This window comes from Polaromonas sp. P1_E12, assembly GCF_056405975.1.
Genome location: NZ_JBFUBB010000006.1, coordinates 160,305 through 181,397 on the forward strand (window position 1 = coordinate 160,305; position 21,093 = coordinate 181,397).

Below are 21,093 nucleotides of genomic sequence, written 5' to 3' on the forward strand. Positions count from 1 at the left end.
GCAAGCGATAGGGTCACGTCCAATTGAATCGGGACACTGCCCCATTCACGGATTGAATGTATGCAAACCTTTGCCTAGGTTGACTTGGCTCCCATACTCGCTGGGTGAGCGCTGTAGTCGGCCGCATGGCGCAACCAGGCGGGCTCGGCAGCCAGCGCCATGGCGGCTTGCAGCGTGCGGGAGGGCCGGTCGCTGGCTTGCATCATGAAGCCGACTGGTGTTTCCACATCCGGTGTCAGCGGCAAGGCCTCGAGTTCGCGGTAACCCTGCACCGCGCACACCAGCGCGCCTGCCAGCACGCTGCAGACCTCACCGACGACGACGGTCAGGGCCAGCGTCAGCATGGAGTTGGTTTCCATCACAGGCTTGACCGTGACGCCGGCGGCGGCAAAAGCGCTATCCACCCGCGTGCGGCTGTGCATATCGGGTGTCAACAGGCACAGCGGCAGCTTGGCGGCGTCGGCCCAGGTCATGGGTGGGCCAAAACGCAACACATCGGGGCTGGGCCTGGCTGCGCGGCGCACCAGGAAATAACGCTCGGTGTATTGCGGCAAGGTGGTCAGCCGTGTGTTGCGCGCGCTCAGGCGCTCGGTGTAGCCCAGCGCCATGTCCAGCGACAGGTTTTCGAGCCGGGTTTCGATGTCATGCGAATTCAGCGACAGCACCACGGGCGTAATACCTGGGTGCCGGGCGTGCAGCATGGCGGCAAAACGCGCGGCGATGGAGACCGCCGTGGGAACGACGCCAATCGTCAAATGCCCGCGCGGGCTGTCTACGGAACTGTCGAGTTGCTGCTTGAGGATTTCGCGCTCATGCAGCATGCGCCGGGCGCTGGCGAGGACGCGTTCACCTTCTTCGGTGAAACCGACGAATGCACGCCCGCGGACCACGATGGCGGCGCCGAACTCGTCTTCCAGCGCGCGCAAGGCGTTGGACAAGGCGGGCTGGGTGATGTTGCAGGCCTGCGCCGCGCGGCCGAAGTGCTTGTGCTCGTCAAGCGCGGCCAGGTAACGCAGGGAGGCCAGCAGGTTCATGGCGTGACAACCTCAGGTGGTTTTCAGGTGTCTTCAGGTATTTTTGGAGATCGTGATGGTCGGAAACTTGGCAGAGAAATCTTTGGCTTTCGCGGCCACGGTGACGGCCATCTTGCGCGCCACGGCCTTGTAGATGCCGGCGACTTCGCCGTCGGGATCGGCCACCACGGTGGGACGGCCGTTGTCGGCCTGCAGGCGGATCTGGATGTCCAGCGGCAAGGCGCCCAGGTAGTCCATCTTGTAGTCGGCCGCCATTTTTTTGCCGCCGCCTTCGCCGAAAATGTGCTCGGCATGGCCGCAGCTACTGCAGATGTGCACCGCCATGTTTTCGACGATGCCCAGAATGGGTACGCCGACTTTCTCAAACATCTTGATGCCCTTCTTGGCGTCCAGCAGCGCAATGTCTTGCGGCGTGGTGACGATGACGGCACCTGTCATGGGCACCCGCTGCGACAGCGTGAGCTGGATATCACCGGTGCCGGGCGGCATATCGACGATGAGGTAGTCCAGGTCTTTCCAGTTGGTCTGGCGCAGCAGCTGCTCCAGCGCCTGGGTGGCCATGGGGCCGCGCCAGATCATGGCTTCGTCCTGCGCAACCAGAAAACCGATGGACATGACCTGGATGCCGTAGTTCTCCATGGGCTCCATGTTCTTGCCGTCCACGCTTTCGGGCCGGCCTTCGATGCCCATCATCATGGGCTGGCTGGGGCCGTAGATGTCGGCGTCGAGCAGGCCGACGCTGGCGCCTTCAGCCGCCAGCGCCAGGGCCAGATTGACAGCGGTGGTGCTTTTGCCAACACCGCCCTTGCCGGAGGCCACGGCGATGATGTTCTTGACGTTGGGCAACAGCTGCACGCCGCGCTGCACGCTGTGGCTGGCGATCTTGAACGTGACATTGACGGAGACATTGCCCACCCCTGGCACGGCCTTGACGGCGGCGATCAGGCTTTTGCGCAGGCCGGCGATCTGGCTTTTGGCCGGGTAGCCAAGTTCAACATCAAACGACACGTCGTCGCCGCTGAGCTGCAGGTTTTTCAGGGCCTTGGTGGTGACGAAATCTTTGCCGGTGTTGGGGTCCAGCACGGTTTGCACGGCGTTCAAGACGGCCTGTTGGTCCAGGGACATGGGGAAATACTCCGTTGAATCTCGTTAAATCTGACTGGGCAGACCGGGCGCTTTGAGGGCGGCAAGCCGGCGGGGGTGTTGGCCTGAAGTCTAACGCCGTGACCCGGGCCCTGGGGTCATGGGGGCTTGCCGGGGCAACCCCAAGGCCGGGCGACTTAAAATCGCGGGTTACCTCTCCCTAGCCAAAAAGCACCCCTATGTCCCAGCGCCGCCTGTTTGTCACCACCGCCCTGCCCTATGCCAATGGCAATTTCCATATCGGCCACATCATGGAATACATCCAGGCCGACATCTGGGTGCGGTTTCAGCGCATGCAGGGCCATGCGGTGAACTTTGTGGGCGCGGACGACGCCCACGGCGCGCCCATCATGATCGCGGCTGAAAAAGCCGGCAAAACGCCGCAGCAGTTTGTGGCCGACATCGCCGCGGGCCGCAAACCCTACCTGGACGGTTTTCACATCAGCTTTGACAACTGGCACTCCACCGACGGGCCGGAAAACCACCAGCTGGCGCAGCAGATCTACCTGGACCTCAAAAAGGCCGGACTGATTGAGACCAAAACGATCGAGCAGTTCTTTGACCCTGAAAAGAACATGTTCCTGCCGGACCGCTACATCAAGGGCACCTGCCCCAAGTGCGGCACCAAAGACCAGTACGGCGACAACTGCGAAAACTGCGGCGCGGTGTATGCGCCCACGGATTTGATCAACCCGTATTCAGCGTTGTCGGGCGCGACGCCCGTCCTCAAAAGCTCCGATCACTTTTTCTTCAAGCTGTCCGACCAGCGCTGTGTGGACTTTCTGGAAAAGTGGACGCAAGACGGCAAGCTCCAGCCCGAAGTGGCCAACAAGGTCAAAGAATGGTTCAGCGTTCGCACCAACCCCGACGGCACCCAAAGCGAAGGCCTGGGCGACTGGGACATCAGCCGTGACGCGCCCTACTTCGGCATTGAAATCCCGGATGCGCCGGGCAAGTATTTTTATGTCTGGCTGGACGCGCCGGTCGGCTACCTCGCCTCTTTGAAAAACCTGCTGGAAAAACGCGGCGAAAACTACGACGCCTACATGGCGACGCCGGGGCTGGAGCAGTACCACTTCATCGGCAAGGACATCGTCACCTTCCACACGCTGTTCTGGCCGGCCATGCTGCATTTCAGCGGCCGCAAGACGCCCGACAACGTGTTTGTGCACGGTTTCCTCACGGTAAACAACGGCGAGAAGATGAGCAAAAGCCGCGGTACCGGCCTGGACCCGCTCAAGTACCTGAGCCTGGGCATGAACCCCGAATGGCTGCGCTATTACCTGGCCGCCAAGCTCAATGCGAAGAACGAAGACATCGACTTCAATGCCGATGATTTCATGGCACGCGTCAACAGCGACCTGGTGGGCAAGTACATCAACATCGCCAGCCGCGCCGCGGGCTTTGTCGCCAAGCGCTTTGTGGGCAAGCTGGGCGAGGTGTCGGCCGATGGCGCAGCGCTGCTGGGCGCGCTGCGCGCCGCAAAGGAAACGATCGAGCCGCTGTATGAAAGCCGTGAATTTGCCAAGGCCCTGCGCGAAACCATGCTGCTGACGGACCGCGTGAACGCGTATGTGGACCAGAACAAACCGTGGGAGCTGGCCAAGCAGCAGGGTATGGACTCGCGTCTGCAGGATGTCTGCACGGTATGCATCGAGGCCTTCCGCCTACTCACGATATACCTGAAACCAGTGTTGCCTGCGCTGGCGGCGCAGGTCGAGGAATTCCTGAAAGTCAAGCCGTTGACGTTTGCGGATGCCGTCTCCAGCCTCGGTAACGGCCACCTGATCGGCGACTACAAGCACCTCATGCAGCGCGTCGACATCAAGCAACTTGAAGCACTGTTTGAGCCTCCTGCCCAGGCAGAACCAGCGCAAGCAGCTACTGATTTGATAGCAGAAGAAACTGTGCCAGGCGGCGAGGCGATTGCGCCCGTGATCACCATTGACGACTTCGCCAAGGTCGATTTGCGCATTGCAAAGATCGTCAACTGCGAACCCGTGGAAGGCTCGACCAAGCTGCTGCGCCTGACGCTGGACGCCGGCGAAGGCCGCATGCGCAACGTGTTCAGCGGTATCGCTTCAGCCTACAAGCCCGAAGACCTGGTCGGCAAACTCACGGTGCTGGTCGCCAACCTGGCGCCGCGCAAGATGAAGTTCGGCATCAGCGAAGGCATGGTGCTGGCCGCCAGCCACGCCGACGAAAAAGCCCAACCCGGTATCTATGTGCTGGAACCCTTGCCGGGCGCAACACCGGGCATGCGCATTCACTGAGTTTGCGGCGCAACGCCGCCTCCTGCGTCAGGCCGGTGCCGAATTCCTGGCATCCGCCGCCCCGGCCGCAAAGCGCAGCCCAGTCCCCGAACGGCTGGAAAGCTCGCCAAGCACGAGGCCCAGCGAGTGCAGCAATTGCGTTGCATCGCCTTCCCTGAAGGGCGCTTCGGCCACCGCCACCTTGAACTGCAGCACGGTATTGGGCGGCAGGCTGGGACTGTCGGCCAGTCCGCGGGCGATCAGCCGCTGGCCGATATCGGTAAGCGCCCCGCGCGTCAGGTGCCCCTGCAGGATCAGCACAAAGTCTCCGTCGCGGTGCCGGGCAACCGTATCGCCTTCCTGGGCAACACTTGTGACACAGGCGCCGGCCTGGACCACCGCGCTTTGCGCCGCCTCCATGCCGTAGTCCTGCCGGATATCCACGGCGTTGCCCAGCCGGATGCGCACCACCGCGCCCGCACCAGGGTCGCGCTGCTGGCGAATCAGCAGCGCGTCCAGCCGCTGCAACAGCACGCGGTGGTTGCCCAGGCCGGTCAACGGGTCCACGCGTGTCAGCGCACCGACGCGCGCCTGGTTGTCGCGCTTTTCCCGGCTGCGCAGGTACAGGGCCATCAGCAGGAAAAGGATTTCCAGGGCGGCACCGATTTGCGCACCGAACTGCGTGGCCGTGCCCAGGGGCATCATGCCCTGCGTGCGCAGGATGGGGAAGATGGAGCCCACGGTGAGGCACACCATCGCGGCCATGATCCAGATACCCACGGCCGGCCGGCGCCAGGTGTACCAGGCGGAAACAAAAAGGTAAACGGCGATGCTTCCGACGTAGTAAGGCGTGGCCAGGTTGAAAGACGACTTGTTCCCCAGAGCCAGGAAGGCCAGCACGATCACAAAGCCCAGAATGGTCATGGCCAGCAGCCCGCGGGAAAGCCAGGGCACATCGCGGTCAACCACCATCTGGCGCAGCACAAGATGCAGCAATGCGGCAGTGGCCAGCGACAGCCCCACGGGCGCGCAGTCGTTCCACCAGGCATTGCGGGGCCAGAAAAACTCTCCCGCCAGGCCGGTCAGCGACAACTGGCCAAGCGCCACGACCAGCACATAACCGGCGTACAACAGGTGGATGGAATCGCGCCACGAGACCGCGTGGAAAGCGCTCATCAGCGCCATCAGCAGCACCAGGCCGATGTAAACCCCCAGCAGGAGGTGCCATTGCTTGGACTGTTCGTGAAAACTGCCTGGGTCGGACAGGACCCAGTGCATGCTGATCGGATAGTTGTGGGTGACCCGAAGGTAAGTGGGCCGCATCTCACCGGGGCGCAGCAGCATCTCGAACGCCGGTGTCAGGTGGCGCACCGGCCACTCGGCTACGGGGATGGAATCACCTGAGCGCCTGATTTGCCATTGCCCCGCAGCGAGGGGGTCTTGCGAGGGGCGGTACAGCGAGACACTGTCCATGTTGGGGTGCGGTGTCGTGAGCATGACCCGGGTGGGCTGGCTCACCGCAGGCAGCGTCAACCGGTACCACAAGGCACGCCCGTCGCCGGTCGGCATGATCTGTTCCGGCCTGGCCGGCTCGCCTTCACCGGCTTCAAAACGGCTGTGAACCTGCTCAAACGTCAGCGAACCGGTACTGTCGACCAGTACCAGCCCCTGGCCGACCACGTCGTAGCCCGCGGACGGCACGCTTTGTGCAACAACAGCCGCGACGGGGGAAGGCGGGACGGCCGTTTCCTGTGCAACAGCCGCAGCGTGGGCCAACAGCAAGGCCGCCAGGCAGGCAGAAAGGCGCGGCGGCATTGCAGACAAAAAACTTAAAAGGCCAAACAATCACTTCCCCAAAAAACCATACGCAGATGATCAAAACAGGACGACACTGATGATTCGGCCCTGAAATCACACGAAAAGTAACTATTTCTACCTAACAAAACCTTCTAATGTACCGAATGTTGAGGCTTCGAACAATGGAAAAAAGTCATACGGGACGCGCAATCTCCGCATTCTCGCCTGCGCTGTTATCTGCGCTGTCGTCCGGGCCATCATCCGCACCACCGGTCACACAACTCCCACGCCCCACGCCCGCCGCATGATGCATTTACCGGCCTATCTCGCCCCGTTCCGCCCTCGCCTGTTTTCAGCGCTTGCCGGCTACAACCGCGAACGGTTTTTCAAGGATGCCGGGGCCGGCGTCACGGTGGGTATTGTGGCTTTGCCGCTGGCCATGGCTTTTGCCATCGCCTCCGGCCTCAAGCCCGAGGCAGGCATCTGGACGGCGATCATCGCAGGCGCATTGATCTCTGCGCTGGGCGGCTCGGCGGTGCAGATAGGCGGCCCTGCCGGGGCCTTCATCGTCATCGTCTACGGCATTCTGGAACGCTACGGCCTGGCCAACCTGCTGATCTCCACCGCCTGCGCCGGCGTGCTGCTCTTTCTGCTGGGTTTTTTCAGAATGGGCACACTGGTGCGCTACGTGCCGGTGAGCATCGTGGTGGGTTTTACCAACGGCATCGCAGTGCTGATCGTACTGTCGCAGGTCAGGGACCTGCTGGGGCTGGTCGTTCCCAAGATGCCGGCCGATTTCTTCTCGCAGCTGCGTGTGATCGGCGAACACCTGGACAGCTTCAACCCTTACGCGCTGGGGCTGGGGCTGGCCTGCCTGCTCGGCCTCTTTGTGTGGCCCAAGCTGTTTGCCGCGCACACGCGAAGCGCCGGCGGTTTCACCACGCGCCTGATCAGGCTGATGCAGGCCGTCGAAGGCGTGCAGCTCAAGCGGGCCACGCGCATGGCATCGCGCATGCCGGGGCCGATTGTGGCGCTGGTGACGCTTACCGCGTTTGCCTACCTGCTGAGCCTGCCCGTGGAAACCATCGGCAGCCGCTTCGGCGGCATCCCGCGTGCGCTGCCTTCATTTGCCCTGCCCGATTTCTCCTGGGAAACCGTGCGGCTGTTGGTGGCACCCACCATCACCATTGCACTGCTGGGTGCGGTGGAGTCGCTGCTCTGCGCGCGCGTATCCGACCAGATTTCCGGCCTGCCGCGCCATGACCCCAACCAGGAACTGATGGCCCAGGGCGTGGCCAACTTTGTGGTGCCGTTCTTTGGCGGCATGCCCGCCACCGGCACCATTGCCCGCACGGTGACCAATGTGCGCTCGGGCGCCACCTCTCCCGTCTCGGGCGTGGTGCATGCCCTCACGCTGGTGGTCGTCGTGCTGGTAGCCGCCCCGCTGGCCGTGCATGTGCCGCTGGCGGTGCTGGCCGGCATTCTGCTGTATGTGGCCTGGAACATGGGGGAATGGCGCGAATTCGCCCACCTGCGCCAGGCCAGCAGCCATTACCGGCTCATCATGCTGGGAACGTTTTTGCTGACCGTGGTTTTTGACCTGACGGTCGCCCTGCAGGTCGGCCTGATCCTGGCCTGCGTGCTGTTTGTGCGGCGCATGAGCACCCTGTTCCAGGTGGTGGAGGTCTCACGCAGCGCCGATGGCGCCAGTTTCCAGCTGTATGGCTCGCTGTTCTTTGGCGCAGTCGCCAAGCTCGACCCCATCCTGAACGTGGTGGAAAGCGCGCCCAAAGGCCTGGTGGTGCGGCTGGACGTGCAATCGCTGCAGTCGCTGGACACCTCCGGGCTCGATGTGCTGGAGCAGCTGCACAAGGCCATCGTGCTGCGCGGCGGCCGGCTGGTCATGGCAGGGCTCAATGCCCAGCCGCGGGCCGTGATGCAGCGCTCGGGCTTCCTGGAGAAAATTGAAACGCTATAAAAACAGGAGCTGCTTGCGCCTGTCCCTATTGGGCTGCAGCTCATTTTTCTTTATAAACCCAGGCACATCAGCGATTGCCGCCTGAAGCGCTCGCGCTTTCATCGTCCACCGAGCCCGTGCTGACCACTTTCAGGTCCCCGTCAAACACCACGGTAAAAATGCGTGCCGCCGACGGTGGCTCCACATAACGCCAGTCGTAGTGGGTTTCCTGCTTCAGCGCGTAAGGCGTGACCTTCATCGGCTTGCCCAGCATTTTTCGCACCTGTTCCATGCGCATGCCGGGCTGCACCCTGGCAAAATTTTGCGGTGTCAGCACCTGCCGCAGCGCACTCATCCTGCCGTCCGCACCTATCGTGATCATGTAGTTGACCTTGCCTTCCGGCTGGCGGTTGTATTCGAAGGTGCGGGCGCCGGGCGCCGCCGCAGCGCCGGGCTGCGGCGTTTCGGCCATGTCGGCCGCTTCCCACACCTTCTCGGGCTCGCCAAAGCGGGCACGTACATCGGCCTCCGTGGCCACACCTTCTTCCAGTTCGGCAATGCGCTGCGCGTCACATGCCACCAGGCCAAGCACAAATGAGAGCAGACCCATACAGATGACCGTCCTGACGGAAAAAAGTGCTGAAAAGCCCGTTCGGGCCGGTGCAAAGGAGGGTGGGGAAGGTGGTAACAATGGGCGCAAGGCAGACCCCGGTAAAATCAGCCAACTATACGATTCAGGCAGTTTAGACCCATGTCCCTCCTCAACTTCTTCCGCCGCTCCGACTACATCTCCGACACCACGCAGTTCATCGACCAGCTGAAGGCCAACAAGCCCACCCTGGAAGCCGAGCAACGCGCCGGGCGCGCGCTGTTGTGGGACAAGAACCTGAACCGCACCGAACAGGCGGAATACGGTGAGGCCAAGGTTCCCCAGCAGCCTTACGTGTACGGCACGAGCAGCCACCCGAACGGAAAATAAGAGCCAAATAGGCCTCCAGCCCTTGCAGGACTTGCGCAATCAGCTATCTTTTTCATAGCAAATCTTTAGCGCACTCACCGCTTCGGCCTCTTTCATGTCCCAAACCCCTTTTTCACCATCCCCCCAGGAGCTGCCGCCGGCCGCCGGGCAGGAGCTGTCCGCAGCCCTGAGCCCGGACATGCCCGCCGTGATCGACCAGGTGGCGCTGGCCCGCCTGTACGGCGAGCCGCTGTTTGCCATGCCGCACGACCTGTACATCCCGCCGGATGCGCTACAGGTCTTCCTGGAGGCGTTTGAGGGACCGCTGGACTTGCTGCTGTACCTGATCCGCAAGCAGAACTTCAACATCCTCGACATCCCGATGGCGGCGGTCACGCGCCAGTACCTCACCTACGTCGACGAAATCCGCTCCACCAACCTGGAACTGGCGGCCGAATACCTGCTGATGGCGGCCATGCTGATTGAAATCAAGTCGCGCATGCTGCTGCCGCCCAAGAAGGTGGCGGAAGGCCAGGAGCCCGAAGATCCGCGCGCCGAACTCGTTCGCCGCCTGCTCGAGTACGAGCAGATCAAGCTGGCCGCCCACAAACTCAACGAAGTGCCGCAATTCGGCCGCGATTTCCTGCGCGCGCAGGTGTATGTCGAGCAATCGCTGCAGCCGCGCTTTCCGGATGTGCACATCGTGGACCTGCAGGACGCCTGGCGCGACATTGTCAAACGCGCCCGCCTGGTACAGCACCACGTCATCAGCCGCGAAGAGCTCTCGGTGCGCGAGCACATGAGCATCGTGCTGCGCAAGCTGCAGGGCCGCAAGTTCCTCGAGTTCGAAGACCTGTTCGACGCCACGCGCGGCATGCCGGTGCTGGTGGTGACCTTCATCGCGCTGCTAGAGCTCTCCAAGGAAGGCCTGCTGGAAGTCACGCAGGCCGAGGCTTTCGCGCCCATCTATGTGCGGCTGGCTTACACGCCCGCCTAAATATTGCCCCCACGCTTTTCACTTCGTGTAATGCGCTGCCCCCCCGAGGGGGCCGCTGCGCCTGCGGTCTGGCGAAGCCAGTCCCGCGGCCCCTGCTTGCATAAGAGCATTCTGCGCATCGTGAACAAACCTGGTTTCCATCTCAACGGTGAGTGACTTATCAATGACCTCCGACAGCCTGGGTTCACACAACTTCGACGTCCTCATCATCGGCAGCGGCCTGGCGGGCCTGTCTGCCGCGCTGCTGCTGGCACCTGGCCGGCGTGTGGCGGTGGTGACCAAACGTGCGCTTGGCGACGGAGCCAGCGGCTGGGCGCAGGGCGGCATGGCTGCCGTGCTGGCCGAGGGCGACTCGCTGGAGCAGCATGTGAGCGACACGCTGGTCGCAGGTGCGGGCCTCTGCGACCTGCCCGCCACGCGCGCCGTCGTCGAAGGTGCGCCCGAAGCCATTGCCTGGTTGCGTGCACTGGGCGTGGCTTTTTCCGAAGACGCCGGCCATCCCGGCGAACTGCACCTGACGCGCGAGGGCGGCCACAGCCAGCGCCGCATCGTACACGCGGCCGACGCCACCGGCGCCGCCGTGCAGCGCACGCTGATGGAGCAGGTCCGCCAGACGCCCGGCATCACGCTCTATGAGCACCACATGCTGATCGACGTCATCACCGACCGGCATCTCAAACAACCTGGTAATCGCTGCTATGGTGCCTATGTGCTCGACACCGCCAGCGGCGAGGTGCTGACCTTCAGCGCCGGCCACACGATCCTGGCCACCGGCGGCGCGGGCAAGGTGTATCTCTATTCCACCAATCCCGACACCGCTACCGGCGACGGCATTGCCGCCGCCTGGCGGGCCGGCTGCCGCGTGGGCAACATGGAGTTCATCCAGTTCCACCCGACCTGCCTCTACCACCCGGACGCGAAATCGTTTTTGATCACGGAAGCCGTGCGCGGCGAAGGCGGCAAGCTGCTGCTGCCGCCCTCGGCCGGCGGCGGGCGCTTCATGCCGGCGCACGACGCGCGGGCCGAACTCGCGCCGCGCGACGTGGTGGCCCGCGCCATCGACTTTGAGATGAAAAAGCACGGCCTCGACTGTGTCTACCTGGACATCTCGCACCAGAGCCCGGCTTTTCTGCAGGAGCACTTCCCCAACATCCTCAAGCGCTGCCTCGAGCTCGGTATCGACATCACACGCCAGCCCATCCCGGTGGTGCCGGCCGCGCACTACACCTGCGGTGGCGTAGTGACCGACCTGGCCGGACGCACCGATGTGGCGGGCCTTTATGCCGTTGGCGAAACCGCCTGCACCGGCCTGCACGGCGCCAACCGCCTGGCGAGCAACTCGCTGGTGGAATGCGTGGTGCTCGCACGCGCCACGGCCCACGCCATCGAATCCCTGGCACCAGCCGAAGTCCCCGCCTTGCCCGCCTGGGACGAAAGCCAGGTCACCGATGCAGATGAAGCCGTGGTGATCTCGCACAACTGGGACGAGCTGCGCCGCTTCATGTGGAACTATGTGGGCATTGTGCGCACCACCAAGCGGCTTGAACGCGCGGCGCACCGCATCGCCTTGCTCAACGCGGAAATCCAGGAGTTCTATGCCAACTTCCGTGTCACACGCGACTTGCTGGAGCTGCGCAACCTGGTGCAGGTGGCGGATCTGATCGTGCGCTCGGCGCACGGCCGGCACGAAAGCCGCGGCCTGCATTTCAGCCGCGACTTCCCTGGTACCGCTGAACAGGCTGTTCCTACCGTGCTGGTACCGCCCGGAAGTTAATCTTTCCCGAATCCCCTTTATCCGTTTCTTGCCACTTTTTATTCAGAACCCACATGCCTCACCTGATCGTTGAATACTCCAGCAACCTGGCCGGCTTTCCCAAAGCCGAAGTGCTCCAGGCGCTGAACCAGGCCGTCGCCGCCAGCCCTGAAATACAGGATGAATCCGACCTGAAGACCCGGCTGGTCGCGCTGGACGATTTTGAAATCGGCACGGCACCGGCCTCACGCGCTTTTGTGCATGCCCAGCTGCGATTGCTGTCGGGCCGCACGCCGGAAGCCAAGAAGGACCTGGGCGCGCGCATCGCTGACGTGCTGCGCCGCCTGACCCCGCGGCCAGCGGGCGTGATGGTGCAGCTGAGCGTGGAGATGGTGGACATGGACCGCGCGTCCTACGTCAAGGAAAAACTCTAAGCAGTTTTTAGTCGGTTCGGACAAGGCTCGCGTCTATCCAGCCCCTCAGGCTGTTCACAAACGCCCAGCCCTCAACCGTTGACAATGCGTCCACCCGCACGACGCGTTCGGTCAACCGGCCCGCCTGCAACGCCAGCGCGCGGCCCACACCCGGCAGCAGCCCGCAGGCCAGCGGCGGCGTGACCCAGCGGCCATCCACCCGCATCGCGATGTTGCCGCGTGTGCATTCGGTGATTTCACCCTCGGCATTCCACAGCACACTGTCAAACACGTCAGGTGCTGCGGGCGTGAAAGCGTCGTAATGCGCGCGTCGCGTCGTTTTGAAACGCACAAATTCGCCGTGCGCCGCATCCAGCGGCCTGTCGGCCAGCTGCAGGCGCACCTGGGGCGGTGACGACTCCATGGCAAAAGCCTGGGCGGTGAGTTTTCCGCTGGCGCTGAGCAGCAGGCGCACGCGCCAGAGGCCCTGCGGGTGCGCCTGCGCCAATGCCTGCAGGCACGCATGGGCCTGCACGGCATCCCATCGGTGGCCAAAGTGGGCGGCAGAAACCGCCATGCGCGCCAGGTGGTCGTCCCTATGGCGCAACTGGCCCGCTTCCAGCGCCAGGGTTTCCAGAATCTCGAAGGGCATGCTGGCGCGCGCCAGAAAGGCCTGCTTGTGGCGCCACTCCTGCCATTCCCCTTCGGCCACAGAACCCGAGGTGATGCCACTTCCGATGCCACAACGGGCCTGGGCGCCGCGCAGGCTGACAGTGCGGATCGCCACGTTGAAAGTCGCCGCGCCGCCGGGTTGCACCACACCGACGGCCCCGCAGTACACACCGCGTGGCCCGGCTTCCAGCTCACGAATCGCTTGCATGGCCCGTACCTTGGGCGCACCGGTGATGGACCCGCAGGGGAACAGCGCGGAAAACACATCGGACAGGCTACAGCCGGGCCGCGTGCGCGCCTCGACGTCCGACGTCATCTGCCAGACTGCGGGCAGCGCCTCGGTGTGAAACAGACGCGGTACGTGCACGCTGAAGGGCTCGGCGATGCGCGACAGATCATTGCGCAGCAGGTCCACGATCATCACGTTCTCGGCACGCTCCTTGACTGACGTGCGCAGCGTTTCGGCCTGCGCCGCATCACTCTCGGGTGTCGTGCCGCGCGGCGCTGTGCCTTTCATCGGCCGTGTCAGGAGGTGGCCGTCGCGCCAGTCAAAAAACAGCTCGGGCGACACCGACAGAAACTGCTCGCCGCCGGTGTCCAGGAAAGCCGCATAACCCCCGGGCTGCGCACGCTGCAGGGCGCCAAACAGGGCGTGGGCCGGTGCGGCTTCCTGGCCCGGCAGCAACCTGCCGGTCATCTGGGCCGTGAAGTTAACCTGGTAGTACGCGCCGTTGGCAATCGCCCGTTGCAACGAGCCGAGCGCCTCGTCAAAAGCCGGGCGATCCAGCCCCGGCTGCCACTGCACCTGCACATCGGCACCTGGTACGGTTCGCGGCCAGGGCAAGGCTTCATCATGCACCGCAAACCAGGCCAGCGGCCCATCCGCATCGTGCACAGCCAGCGCGGCATCAAAAGCCGGGGCGGCTTCATAGCGCAGGTAACCCACACACCAGGCCCCCTGCGCGGCGGCGGCCTGCACGGCATCCAGCACCGGCCGTACCTCATCGAGCGTGCGTGCCACCAGCACCGTGCGCGGCGTAGCGAAAGCACGGCGCAGGCGCGGCGCGGCGCTGTCATGCGGATCCGAGAAGTCAATACAGGCCGTTATAGGGCTCATATCGGCCTCCAGCCCATACAGTACATGCGCGAGCAGCTATCAAAACAGGAGCATCTACCGTACCCGGATCCGGCCTCAAGCCGCACCGATATGCGGCACCAACCCTGCGGTGGGCTGGCCGTTTTTCAGCGCGGCGGTAAACGCCAGCATGCGGTCTATCGGCAGCCGGGCACGCAGGCCCAGAGCAGGATCTATCTTCACTTCATGCGCACCGGTTTCCAGCACATGGGCCAAACCGGCCAAGCCATTCATGGCCATCCATGGGCAGTGCGCGCAGCTTTTGCAGGTGGCGCTGTCGCCGGCGGTGGGCGCTTCAATAAACACTTTACCGGGGTTGAGCGTGCGCAGCTTGTGCAGCATGCCGTTGTCGGTCGCCACAATGAATTCGCGCGCGTCCATCTCGCGCGCCGCCTTCAAAATTCCCGAAGTGGAGCCCACGGCATCGGCCAGCGCCACCACGTCCGCAGGTGACTCGGGGTGCACCAGCACTTTGGCGCCAGGGTGCTCTTTTTTCAGGGCCTGCAGTTCAAAGGCCTTGAATTCGTCGTGCACGATGCAGGCGCCATTCCAGAACACCATGTCGGCACCGGTCTCGCGCTGGATGTAGCTGCCCAGGTGCCGGTCGGGCGCCCAGAGGATTTTCTGGCCCTGGTCTTTCAGCGCACGCACGATGTCGAGCGCGCAGCTGGATGTCACCACCCAGTCGGCGCGCGCCTTCACGGCGGCGCTGGTGTTGGCATACACCACCACCGCGCGGTCCGGGTGGGCGTCGCAAAACGCGCTGAATTCATCCACCGGGCAGCCCAAATCAAGCGAACAGGTCGCATCAGGGTCGGGCATCAGCACGCGTTTTTCAGGTGAAAGAATCTTCGCCGTCTCACCCATAAAGCGCACACCCGACACCACCAGCGTCTGTGCCGCATGGTCGCGGCCAAAACGCGCCATCTCCAGCGAGTCCGACACCAGGCCGCCGGTCTCTTCGGCCAGGTCCTGCAGGTCGGGATGCACGTAGTAGTGCGACACCATGACGGCGTTGCGGGCCTTGAGCAGTTCGCGGATGCGGGCCTTCAGCACGGTGCGCTCGGCCTGCGTGGGCTCGGCCGGCACACGGGCCCAAGCCTGGTGCGTGCTGCAAGCCGCGCCCTCGGGCTGCTCGTAGTCCACACGGATGACGGGCAAAACCACGCTCATGCCGCCACCGTGCTCTCGGCGTCGAAGCGCATGGAAAAATCAATCGCCCGCACGTCTTTGGTCAGGGTGCCGATGGAAATCCGGTCCACGCCGGTTTCGGCCAGGGTGCGCAGGCCCTCCAGGGTGACCCCGCCCGAAATTTCAAGGATGGCTCGCCCATTGTTGATGCGTACAGCCTCTTTGAGGTCGGGCAGGCTCATGTTGTCGAGCAGCACCATGCGCGCACCGGCGTTCAGCGCCTGGGCCAGCTCGTCCAGGTTCTCGACTTCGATTTCCACAAAATCAGCCTGCGCGGCGACGTCCGCAGCGCGTGCCAGCACCTGCGCGATTCCCCCTGCGGCCGCGATGTGGTTTTCCTTGATGAGCACGGCGTCATACAAACCCACCCGGTGGTTGGTTCCGCCGCCCGCGGCGACCGCGTATTTTTGCGCCAGCCGCAGGCCGGGAAGGGTCTTGCGTGTGTCCACAATAGCAGCCCGCGTACCTTTCACGATGTCAACATAAACGGCCGTTTTACTCGCAACGGCGCTTAACAGCTGTAAAAAATTGAGGGCCGTGCGTTCAGCCGACAGCAGGGCACGGGCAAGCCCGCGCACTTCAAACACTACCTGGCCGGCTTCGCAACGCTCGCCATCCAGCACATGCCAGACCAGTTGGGCATCCGGATCCAGCTGCCGCATCGTGGCCTCGACCCAGGCGCTGCCACACACCACAGCGCTTTCACGCGCCACCACCTGCGCCCGTGCCTGGCGGGCCGGGTCAATCAGTGCGGCGGTCAGGTCGCCGCTGCCAATGTCCTCGGCCAGCGCGCGTGCCGCATCCGCCCGGGCCAGGGCGCCCAGCGCTTCAGTCGTGAAATCAAATGACTTTTTCATAAGTAATCTAAGAAAGAAACCGCGCAGTACCCTGCACTAAACTATTGAGTAGACCTCAAAACTGCCGCGAATGTTACAGCGCCCCTGCCGCTGCCCGCCGCCGGCCCCCTTCGCCCACCCCGGCGTTTTCCTTTTGCCTGGGTACACCCTACACACATCATGTTCAGAACCCTGCTCAAGTCCAAGATTCACCGCGCTGCGGTAACCCACTGCGAACTCAACTACGAAGGCTCCTGCGCCATCGACGAAGACCTGCTGGATGCCGCCAACCTGGCAGAGAACGAGCAGGTGCACATCTGGAACATCAACAACGGCGAACGCTTCATCACCTACGCCATTCGTGCCGAACGCGGCAGCCGCATCATTTCGGTCAACGGTTCCGCCGCGCGGCGCGCCGCCGTGGGCGACCTTGTCATCATCGCGGCGTTTGCGCAGGTGCATGAAGAGCATGTCGCGGGCTTCAGCCCCAAGCTGGTGTTCGTCAATCCGGACAACCGCATCAAGGAAGAGCGCTCGACCATTCCGGTGCAGAAGCCCTGACCCGCGCCCGACTCGTGCTTTAGCTCCGGCTTGCAGCGCACGCCTGAGCTTTCGCCCTCCACTCCTCACCACGGGCCTCCATGGACAACCTCTCAATGATCCAGCGCAGCCTGCGCCATGTGTGGCACCCCTGCACGCAGATGAAGCTGCACGAGGCGCACCCCCCGGTACCCATCGCCAGGGCCGAAGGGGTCTGGCTGTACGACTTTGAAGGCCGGCGTTACCTGGACGGCATCAGCTCGTGGTGGGTCAACCTGTTCGGCCACGGCCATCCGCACATCAAGGCGGCGCTGCGCGACCAGCTGGATCGGCTTGACCACGTCATGCTGGCCGGTTTCACGCACCAGCCGGTGGTGGAGCTGTCTGAGCGGCTGGGCGCATTGACCGGGCTGGGCCATGCTTTTTACGGCAGCGACGGCGCCAGCGCCACAGAGATCGCGCTGAAGATGAGCGCGCATTACTGGCGCAACACCGGAAAGCCTGAAAAGTGCCGCTTCATCGGGCTCGCAGGCGGTTACCACGGCGAGACCGTGGGCGCACTGGCCGTGACGGACATTGCCATTTTTCGTGAAGCCTATGCGCCGCTGGTGCGGCTGGCAGCCACCGTGCCCAGCCCCGACGCACGCGGCGCGCAGCCCAGTGAAAGCGCTGCAGACGTAGCACGTCACGCAGCCGCAGACCTGCAAAGCTGGCTGGAGCAGCATCATGCGCAAACCGCCGCGCTCATCCTGGAGCCCATGGTGCAGTGCGCGGCCGGCATGGCCATGCACGATGCCGCCTACCTGCGCGAAGCGCGCGCACTGTGCGACCGCTATGAGGTGCATTTGATTGCCGATGAAATCGCCACCGGCTTTGGCCGCACCGGCACCATGTTCGCGCACCAGCAGGCGGGCATACGGCCTGACTTCATCTGTCTCTCGAAAGGCCTCACGGGCGGCACGCTGCCGCTGTCGGCGGTGCTGACGACCGACGCGGTATACGAGGCGTTTTATGACGACGACGTGGCGCGCGGCTTTTTGCATTCGCATTCCTACACCGGCAATCCGCTGGCCTGCCGCGCCGCGCTGGCCACGCTGGAGCTGTTCGAGCAAACCGATGTGCTGGCAGACAACGCAGTCCTGGCCAACACCCTGGACCGGGCCTTCGCGCCGCTGACTCAGCACTCTGCTGTACGGAACGCACGCAGGCTGGGCATGATCTGGGCTTGGGACATCGAGCCCACGACGGTGCCCCACTTCGCACGCCGCTACACGCAGCACGCCATGGCCCACGGCGTGCTGCTGCGCCCAATCGGCCACACGGTCTACGCCATGCCTCCCTATGTGATGGACGAAGAGGCGATTGGCCACCTGGCGCGCGGCGCGCTGGCCGCGCTTGACGCCACCCTGGCCGAAGAAATTACTGCACATGGCTGAAGCGGCGCACAAGACGGTTTCGCTGTTTGTCACCGGCACCGACACCGGCGTGGGCAAAACGCTGGTCAGCGCTGCACTGTTGCATGCGCTGGCCCACCGGCACCTGCGTGTGGTGGGCATGAAGCCGGTGGCGGCAGGCACGGTGCCGATTGACGGTGTAGATGCCAACGAAGACGTGCTCGCCCTGCGCGCAGCTTCCAGTTGCCGCGTACCACCCGAACTCGACAACCCGGTGCTGCTGCCCGACCCGGTGTCACCACACATCGCAGCCGCCCGCGCCGGTGCGCGCATTGACATTGCCCACCTGGTAGCCTGCCACCGCCAGCTCGCGCTGCAGGCCGATGCCGTGGTGGTGGAAGGCGCGGGCGGCTTTCATGTGCCGCTCTCGCCCACGGAGACCGGCGCCGATCTGGCCCAGGCGCTGGGCCTGCCCGTGGTGCTGGTGGTGGGCCTGCGGCTGGGCTGCCTGAACCACGCCCTGCTCACCGCCGAAGCCATCCGCGCGCGCGGTCTCACACTGGCCGGCTGGGTGGCCAACCACGTTGACCCAAACATGCTGGCGCAGGGGGACAACATCGCCTTTCTACAAAAGCAGTTGCAGGCGCCATTGCTGGCCACCGTTCCCTGGCAACCCAACATTGACGCACGCAAGGTCACCATCAACCTCCCCACTGAATGGCAATGAACATCACCTCCTCCTGGCTCGACGAATTTCCGGCACGCGTGGCCGAACTGGACCGCACGCACCTGCGCCGCCAGCGCCGCGTGGTCATGCCTGAAAGCGGCGCACGTCTCTCGATTGACGGGCACAGCATGCTGGCCTTTTGCAGCAATGACTACCTCGGCCTGGCCACACACCCAGCCTTGGTGCAGGCGGCCTGCACCGGCGCACAAGCCTACGGTGTCGGGTCGGGTGCATCGCCACTGGTCAGCGGCCACAGCGCCGCCAACGAGGCGCTGGAACGCGAACTCGCGGCCTTCGTGGGCCTGCCGCGCGCGTTGTATTTTTACGCGGGCTACGCCACCAACATCGGCATCGTACCGGCGCTGGTGGGTGCCGGCGACGCGATCTTTTCGGATGCACTGAATCACGCCTGCCTGATTGACGGCGCAAGGCTGTCGCGCGCAAAAATCCACCGCTACGCACACACCGACCTGGACGCGCTGGCGCGAGAGCTCGCGCAAAGCGACGCGCCGCGCAAGCTGGTGATCAGCGACGCGGTGTTCAGCATGGACGGCGACAGCGCCGACATTCCCGCCCTGCTGGCGCTGTGCGAGCGCCATGACGCCCTGCTGCTGCTGGACGATGCACATGGCTTCGGCGTGCTGGGCCCGCAAGGGCGCGGCAGCCTGGCCGCCGCGGGGTTGTATGGCGCCAAGGCCTCGCGCCGCGTGCTCTACATGGCCACGCTGGGCAAGGCGGCAGGCGTGGCGGGCGCGTTTGTGGCGGGCGACGAGGCCCTGGTTGAATGGCTGCTGCAAAAAACCCGCAGTTATATTTTTGCCACGGCCGCACCGGCGCTGCTGGCCAGCGCGCTGCGCGCCAGCCTTGCACTGATTGAACAGGATGACTGGCGCCGCACGCATTTGCAGCAACTCATTGCGCGGTTGCGCAGCGGCTTGCTGGCGGGCCTGAAAGGCAGCCACTGGCAACTGCCACCCTCGCAGACCGCCATCCAGCCGCTGCTGATCGGACGCAACGACGAAGCCCTGGCCGTGATGGAAGGCCTGCGCACACGCGGCATCTGGGTGCCGGCGATTCGCCCGCCCACCGTGCCCGATGGCACGGCGCGCCTTCGCATTGCGCTGTCGGCCGCGCACACCGAAGCCGATATCGACCTGCTGGTCGAAGCCCTGACGGCCCTGGCAAAGCATCCGCTGTCAGGCTGAAGCAGGCTTCAGAAAAACGCATCAGATAGACTCAAAAACCATTCCCCGAAAGGAAAGAGAACCATGTCCCACGTTGCAGAACAAACCATCACGCTCCACCGCCCGCGCCCTCAGCCATCGCCAGCTGAAAAGGCCGGCACCGAACGCTGGAGCGTAGACGCCATCGAAGCGCTGTTCAATCTGCCTTTTCCGGAACTGATGCACCGCGCCCAAACGGTGCACCGCGAAAACTTCGACCCCACGCACATCGAGTTCGCCACGCTGCTGTCCGTCAAGACCGGCGGCTGCGCCGAAGACTGCGGCTACTGCCCGCAGGCCGCGCGCTACGACACCGGCGTGGAAGCCAGCAAGCTGATGGAGCCGGCCGAAGTGCTGGCCGCCGCCCAGCGTGCGCAGGCCGCGGGTGCCACACGTTTTTGCATGGGCGCCGCGTGGCGCTCGCCCAAAGACCGCGACATTGAAAAAGTCGCCGAGCTGGTGCGCACCGTGAAAGCGCTGGGCCTGGAGACCTGCGCCACGCTGGGCATGCTGGAAGACGGCCACGCGCAAACGCTGCAAAGCGCGGGCCTGGACTACTACAACCACAATCTCGACAGCGCGCCTGATTTTTACGGCGACATCATCACCACGCGCGACTACCAGGACCGCCTGGACACGCTGGCGCGCGTGCGCAGCGCCGGCGTCAAGGTCTGCTGCGGCGGCATCGTCGGCATGGGTGAGACGCGCCGCCAGCGCGCCGGCCTCGTGGCCGAGCTCGCCAACCTCACGCCCTACCCCGAGTCAGTGCCCATCAACAACCTGGTGAAAATTGAAGGCACGCCGCTGGCCAACCAGGCCGATCTGGACCCGTTTGAATTCGTGCGCACGATTGCCGTGGCCCGCATCACCATGCCGACGGCACGCGTGCGCCTGTCGGCGGGCCGCCAGCAAATGGGCGACGGCGTGCAGGCGCTGTGTTTCCTGGCCGGTGCCAATTCGATTTTTTACGGCGACAAGCTGCTGACCACCGGCAACCCCGACACCGAGGCCGATGTGAAGCTGCTCGAGCGCCTGGGCATGAGCCGGTCCGCGCCTGAAGCGCGCTAAGAC

18 protein-coding genes are annotated in these 21,093 nt (G+C 64.1%); 11 read left to right on the top strand and 7 right to left on the bottom strand.

From position 1 onward, the window contains the following. Positions 1-74: 74 nt before the first annotated feature. Together AC1D13_RS17390 and apbC are read right to left on the bottom strand one after the other, a co-directional pair. Entirely contained in the window at positions 75-1,034 is a 960-nt protein-coding gene (locus tag AC1D13_RS17390; RefSeq protein WP_477666103.1) for a LysR substrate-binding domain-containing protein, read from the bottom strand. A 33-nt stretch (positions 1,035-1,067) separates the two neighbouring features. Next, positions 1,068-2,159 (bottom strand): iron-sulfur cluster carrier protein ApbC, encoded by a 1,092-nt coding sequence (apbC, locus tag AC1D13_RS17395; RefSeq protein ID WP_477666102.1) that lies wholly within the window; start codon positions 2,157-2,159, stop codon positions 1,068-1,070. 197 nt (positions 2,160-2,356) lie between these two features. Here apbC and metG point away from each other — a divergent pair, with 197 nt between their 5' ends. Then, positions 2,357-4,450: a methionine--tRNA ligase gene (gene metG / locus AC1D13_RS17400; RefSeq protein ID WP_477690000.1), complete on the top strand. Its 2,094-nt coding sequence runs from the start codon at positions 2,357-2,359 to the stop codon at positions 4,448-4,450. Between the two features lie 27 nt (positions 4,451-4,477). On the opposite strand, the gene AC1D13_RS17405 is transcribed toward metG, so the two are convergent. Continuing rightward, positions 4,478-6,244 carry a sensor domain-containing diguanylate cyclase gene (locus AC1D13_RS17405; protein WP_477690001.1) on the bottom strand — a complete coding sequence of 589 codons (1,767 nt, stop codon included), beginning with the start codon at positions 6,242-6,244 and terminating at the stop codon, positions 4,478-4,480. Between the two features lie 289 nt (positions 6,245-6,533). Here AC1D13_RS17405 and AC1D13_RS17410 point away from each other — a divergent pair, with 289 nt between their 5' ends. Continuing rightward, complete coding sequence (locus AC1D13_RS17410) at positions 6,534-8,204, top strand: SulP family inorganic anion transporter (protein WP_457279810.1); 1,671 nt, start codon at positions 6,534-6,536, stop codon at positions 8,202-8,204. A 67-nt stretch (positions 8,205-8,271) separates the two neighbouring features. Here the strand turns inward: AC1D13_RS17410 and bamE are convergent, their stop codons facing one another. Continuing rightward, the gene (gene bamE, locus AC1D13_RS17415) at positions 8,272-8,793 is read right to left on the bottom strand and encodes an outer membrane protein assembly factor BamE domain-containing protein (protein WP_477690002.1); all 522 of its coding nucleotides are present in this window, start codon (positions 8,791-8,793) and stop codon (positions 8,272-8,274) included. 141 nt (positions 8,794-8,934) lie between these two features. On the opposite strand from bamE, the gene AC1D13_RS17420 reads away from it, so the two are divergent. The 4 genes from AC1D13_RS17420 to AC1D13_RS17435 all read left to right on the top strand — a co-directional run bounded on the left by AC1D13_RS17420 (position 8,935) and on the right by AC1D13_RS17435 (position 12,325). Next, positions 8,935-9,162: a DUF3460 family protein gene (locus AC1D13_RS17420; protein ID WP_477690003.1), complete on the top strand. Its 228-nt coding sequence runs from the start codon at positions 8,935-8,937 to the stop codon at positions 9,160-9,162. A 94-nt stretch (positions 9,163-9,256) separates the two neighbouring features. Further along, positions 9,257-10,138, top strand: a complete 882-nt coding sequence (locus AC1D13_RS17425) for a segregation and condensation protein A (RefSeq protein WP_457279615.1) — start codon at positions 9,257-9,259, stop codon at positions 10,136-10,138. 163 nt (positions 10,139-10,301) lie between these two features. Beyond that, complete coding sequence (nadB, locus tag AC1D13_RS17430) at positions 10,302-11,912, top strand: L-aspartate oxidase (protein WP_477690004.1); 1,611 nt, start codon at positions 10,302-10,304, stop codon at positions 11,910-11,912. Positions 11,913-11,965: 53 nt separating this feature from the next. Further along, a complete protein-coding gene (locus AC1D13_RS17435) occupies positions 11,966-12,325 on the top strand; it encodes a 5-carboxymethyl-2-hydroxymuconate Delta-isomerase (RefSeq protein WP_457279617.1) in 360 nt (119 codons plus the stop codon). Positions 12,326-12,332: 7 nt separating this feature from the next. On the opposite strand, the gene pabB is transcribed toward AC1D13_RS17435, so the two are convergent. The 3 genes from pabB to nadC form a co-directional block, all read right to left on the bottom strand. Beyond that, on the bottom strand, positions 12,333-14,093 hold the full coding sequence (gene pabB, locus AC1D13_RS17440; protein WP_477690005.1) for an aminodeoxychorismate synthase component I: 1,761 nt from the start codon (positions 14,091-14,093) through the stop codon (positions 12,333-12,335). A 75-nt stretch (positions 14,094-14,168) separates the two neighbouring features. Next, positions 14,169-15,284, bottom strand: a complete 1,116-nt coding sequence (gene nadA / locus AC1D13_RS17445; protein WP_457279619.1) for a quinolinate synthase NadA — start codon at positions 15,282-15,284, stop codon at positions 14,169-14,171. Further along, positions 15,281-16,159, bottom strand: coding sequence for a carboxylating nicotinate-nucleotide diphosphorylase (nadC, locus tag AC1D13_RS17450; RefSeq protein ID WP_457279620.1), 879 nt, complete (start codon positions 16,157-16,159; stop codon positions 15,281-15,283). The genes nadA and nadC overlap by 4 nt, the downstream gene beginning before the upstream one ends. Positions 16,160-16,318: 159 nt before the next feature. On the opposite strand from nadC, the gene panD reads away from it, so the two are divergent. The 5 genes from panD (at position 16,319) to bioB (ending at position 21,090) form a co-directional block, all read left to right on the top strand. Further along, positions 16,319-16,699, top strand: coding sequence for an aspartate 1-decarboxylase (gene panD / locus AC1D13_RS17455; protein WP_431095265.1), 381 nt, complete (start codon positions 16,319-16,321; stop codon positions 16,697-16,699). Positions 16,700-16,779: 80 nt separating this feature from the next. Further along, positions 16,780-18,114 (top strand): adenosylmethionine--8-amino-7-oxononanoate transaminase, encoded by a 1,335-nt coding sequence (locus tag AC1D13_RS17460; RefSeq protein WP_477690006.1) that lies wholly within the window; start codon positions 16,780-16,782, stop codon positions 18,112-18,114. Beyond that, a complete protein-coding gene (gene bioD, locus AC1D13_RS17465; RefSeq protein WP_477690007.1) occupies positions 18,107-18,799 on the top strand; it encodes a dethiobiotin synthase in 693 nt (230 codons plus the stop codon). Before AC1D13_RS17460 ends, bioD begins: the two co-directional genes overlap by 8 nt. Further along, positions 18,796-20,004 carry an 8-amino-7-oxononanoate synthase gene (gene bioF / locus AC1D13_RS17470; protein WP_477690008.1) on the top strand — a complete coding sequence of 403 codons (1,209 nt, stop codon included), beginning with the start codon at positions 18,796-18,798 and terminating at the stop codon, positions 20,002-20,004. The genes bioD and bioF overlap by 4 nt, the downstream gene beginning before the upstream one ends. 63 nt (positions 20,005-20,067) lie before the next feature. Then, positions 20,068-21,090 carry a biotin synthase BioB gene (gene bioB / locus AC1D13_RS17475; protein WP_477666092.1) on the top strand — a complete coding sequence of 341 codons (1,023 nt, stop codon included), beginning with the start codon at positions 20,068-20,070 and terminating at the stop codon, positions 21,088-21,090. Positions 21,091-21,093: the final 3 nt, after the last annotated feature.

Excerpts from the sequence above, each read along its gene's own strand:
- apbC (WP_477666102.1), bottom strand. The coding sequence starts at position 2,159 with ATGTCCCTGGACCAACAGGCCGTCTTGAACGCCGTGCAAACCGTGCTG.
- AC1D13_RS17425 (WP_457279615.1), top strand. The coding sequence starts at position 9,257 with ATGTCCCAAACCCCTTTTTCACCATCCCCCCAGGAGCTGCCGCCGGCC.
- AC1D13_RS17435 (WP_457279617.1), top strand. The coding sequence starts at position 11,966 with ATGCCTCACCTGATCGTTGAATACTCCAGCAACCTGGCCGGCTTTCCC.
- bioD (WP_477690007.1), top strand. The coding sequence starts at position 18,107 with ATGGCTGAAGCGGCGCACAAGACGGTTTCGCTGTTTGTCACCGGCACC.
- panD (WP_431095265.1), top strand. The coding sequence starts at position 16,319 with ATGTTCAGAACCCTGCTCAAGTCCAAGATTCACCGCGCTGCGGTAACC.
- AC1D13_RS17410 (WP_457279810.1), top strand. The coding sequence starts at position 6,534 with ATGCATTTACCGGCCTATCTCGCCCCGTTCCGCCCTCGCCTGTTTTCA.
- nadA (WP_457279619.1), bottom strand. The coding sequence starts at position 15,284 with ATGAGCGTGGTTTTGCCCGTCATCCGTGTGGACTACGAGCAGCCCGAG.
- AC1D13_RS17420 (WP_477690003.1), top strand. The coding sequence starts at position 8,935 with ATGTCCCTCCTCAACTTCTTCCGCCGCTCCGACTACATCTCCGACACC.
- bioB (WP_477666092.1), top strand. The coding sequence starts at position 20,068 with ATGTCCCACGTTGCAGAACAAACCATCACGCTCCACCGCCCGCGCCCT.
- AC1D13_RS17390 (WP_477666103.1), bottom strand. The coding sequence starts at position 1,034 with ATGAACCTGCTGGCCTCCCTGCGTTACCTGGCCGCGCTTGACGAGCAC.
- AC1D13_RS17460 (WP_477690006.1), top strand. The coding sequence starts at position 16,780 with ATGGACAACCTCTCAATGATCCAGCGCAGCCTGCGCCATGTGTGGCAC.
- bamE (WP_477690002.1), bottom strand. The coding sequence starts at position 8,793 with ATGGGTCTGCTCTCATTTGTGCTTGGCCTGGTGGCATGTGACGCGCAG.
- bioF (WP_477690008.1), top strand. The coding sequence starts at position 18,796 with ATGAACATCACCTCCTCCTGGCTCGACGAATTTCCGGCACGCGTGGCC.
- nadC (WP_457279620.1), bottom strand. The coding sequence starts at position 16,159 with ATGAAAAAGTCATTTGATTTCACGACTGAAGCGCTGGGCGCCCTGGCC.
- nadB (WP_477690004.1), top strand. The coding sequence starts at position 10,302 with ATGACCTCCGACAGCCTGGGTTCACACAACTTCGACGTCCTCATCATC.
- pabB (WP_477690005.1), bottom strand. The coding sequence starts at position 14,093 with ATGAGCCCTATAACGGCCTGTATTGACTTCTCGGATCCGCATGACAGC.
- metG (WP_477690000.1), top strand. The coding sequence starts at position 2,357 with ATGTCCCAGCGCCGCCTGTTTGTCACCACCGCCCTGCCCTATGCCAAT.
- AC1D13_RS17405 (WP_477690001.1), bottom strand. The coding sequence starts at position 6,244 with ATGCCGCCGCGCCTTTCTGCCTGCCTGGCGGCCTTGCTGTTGGCCCAC.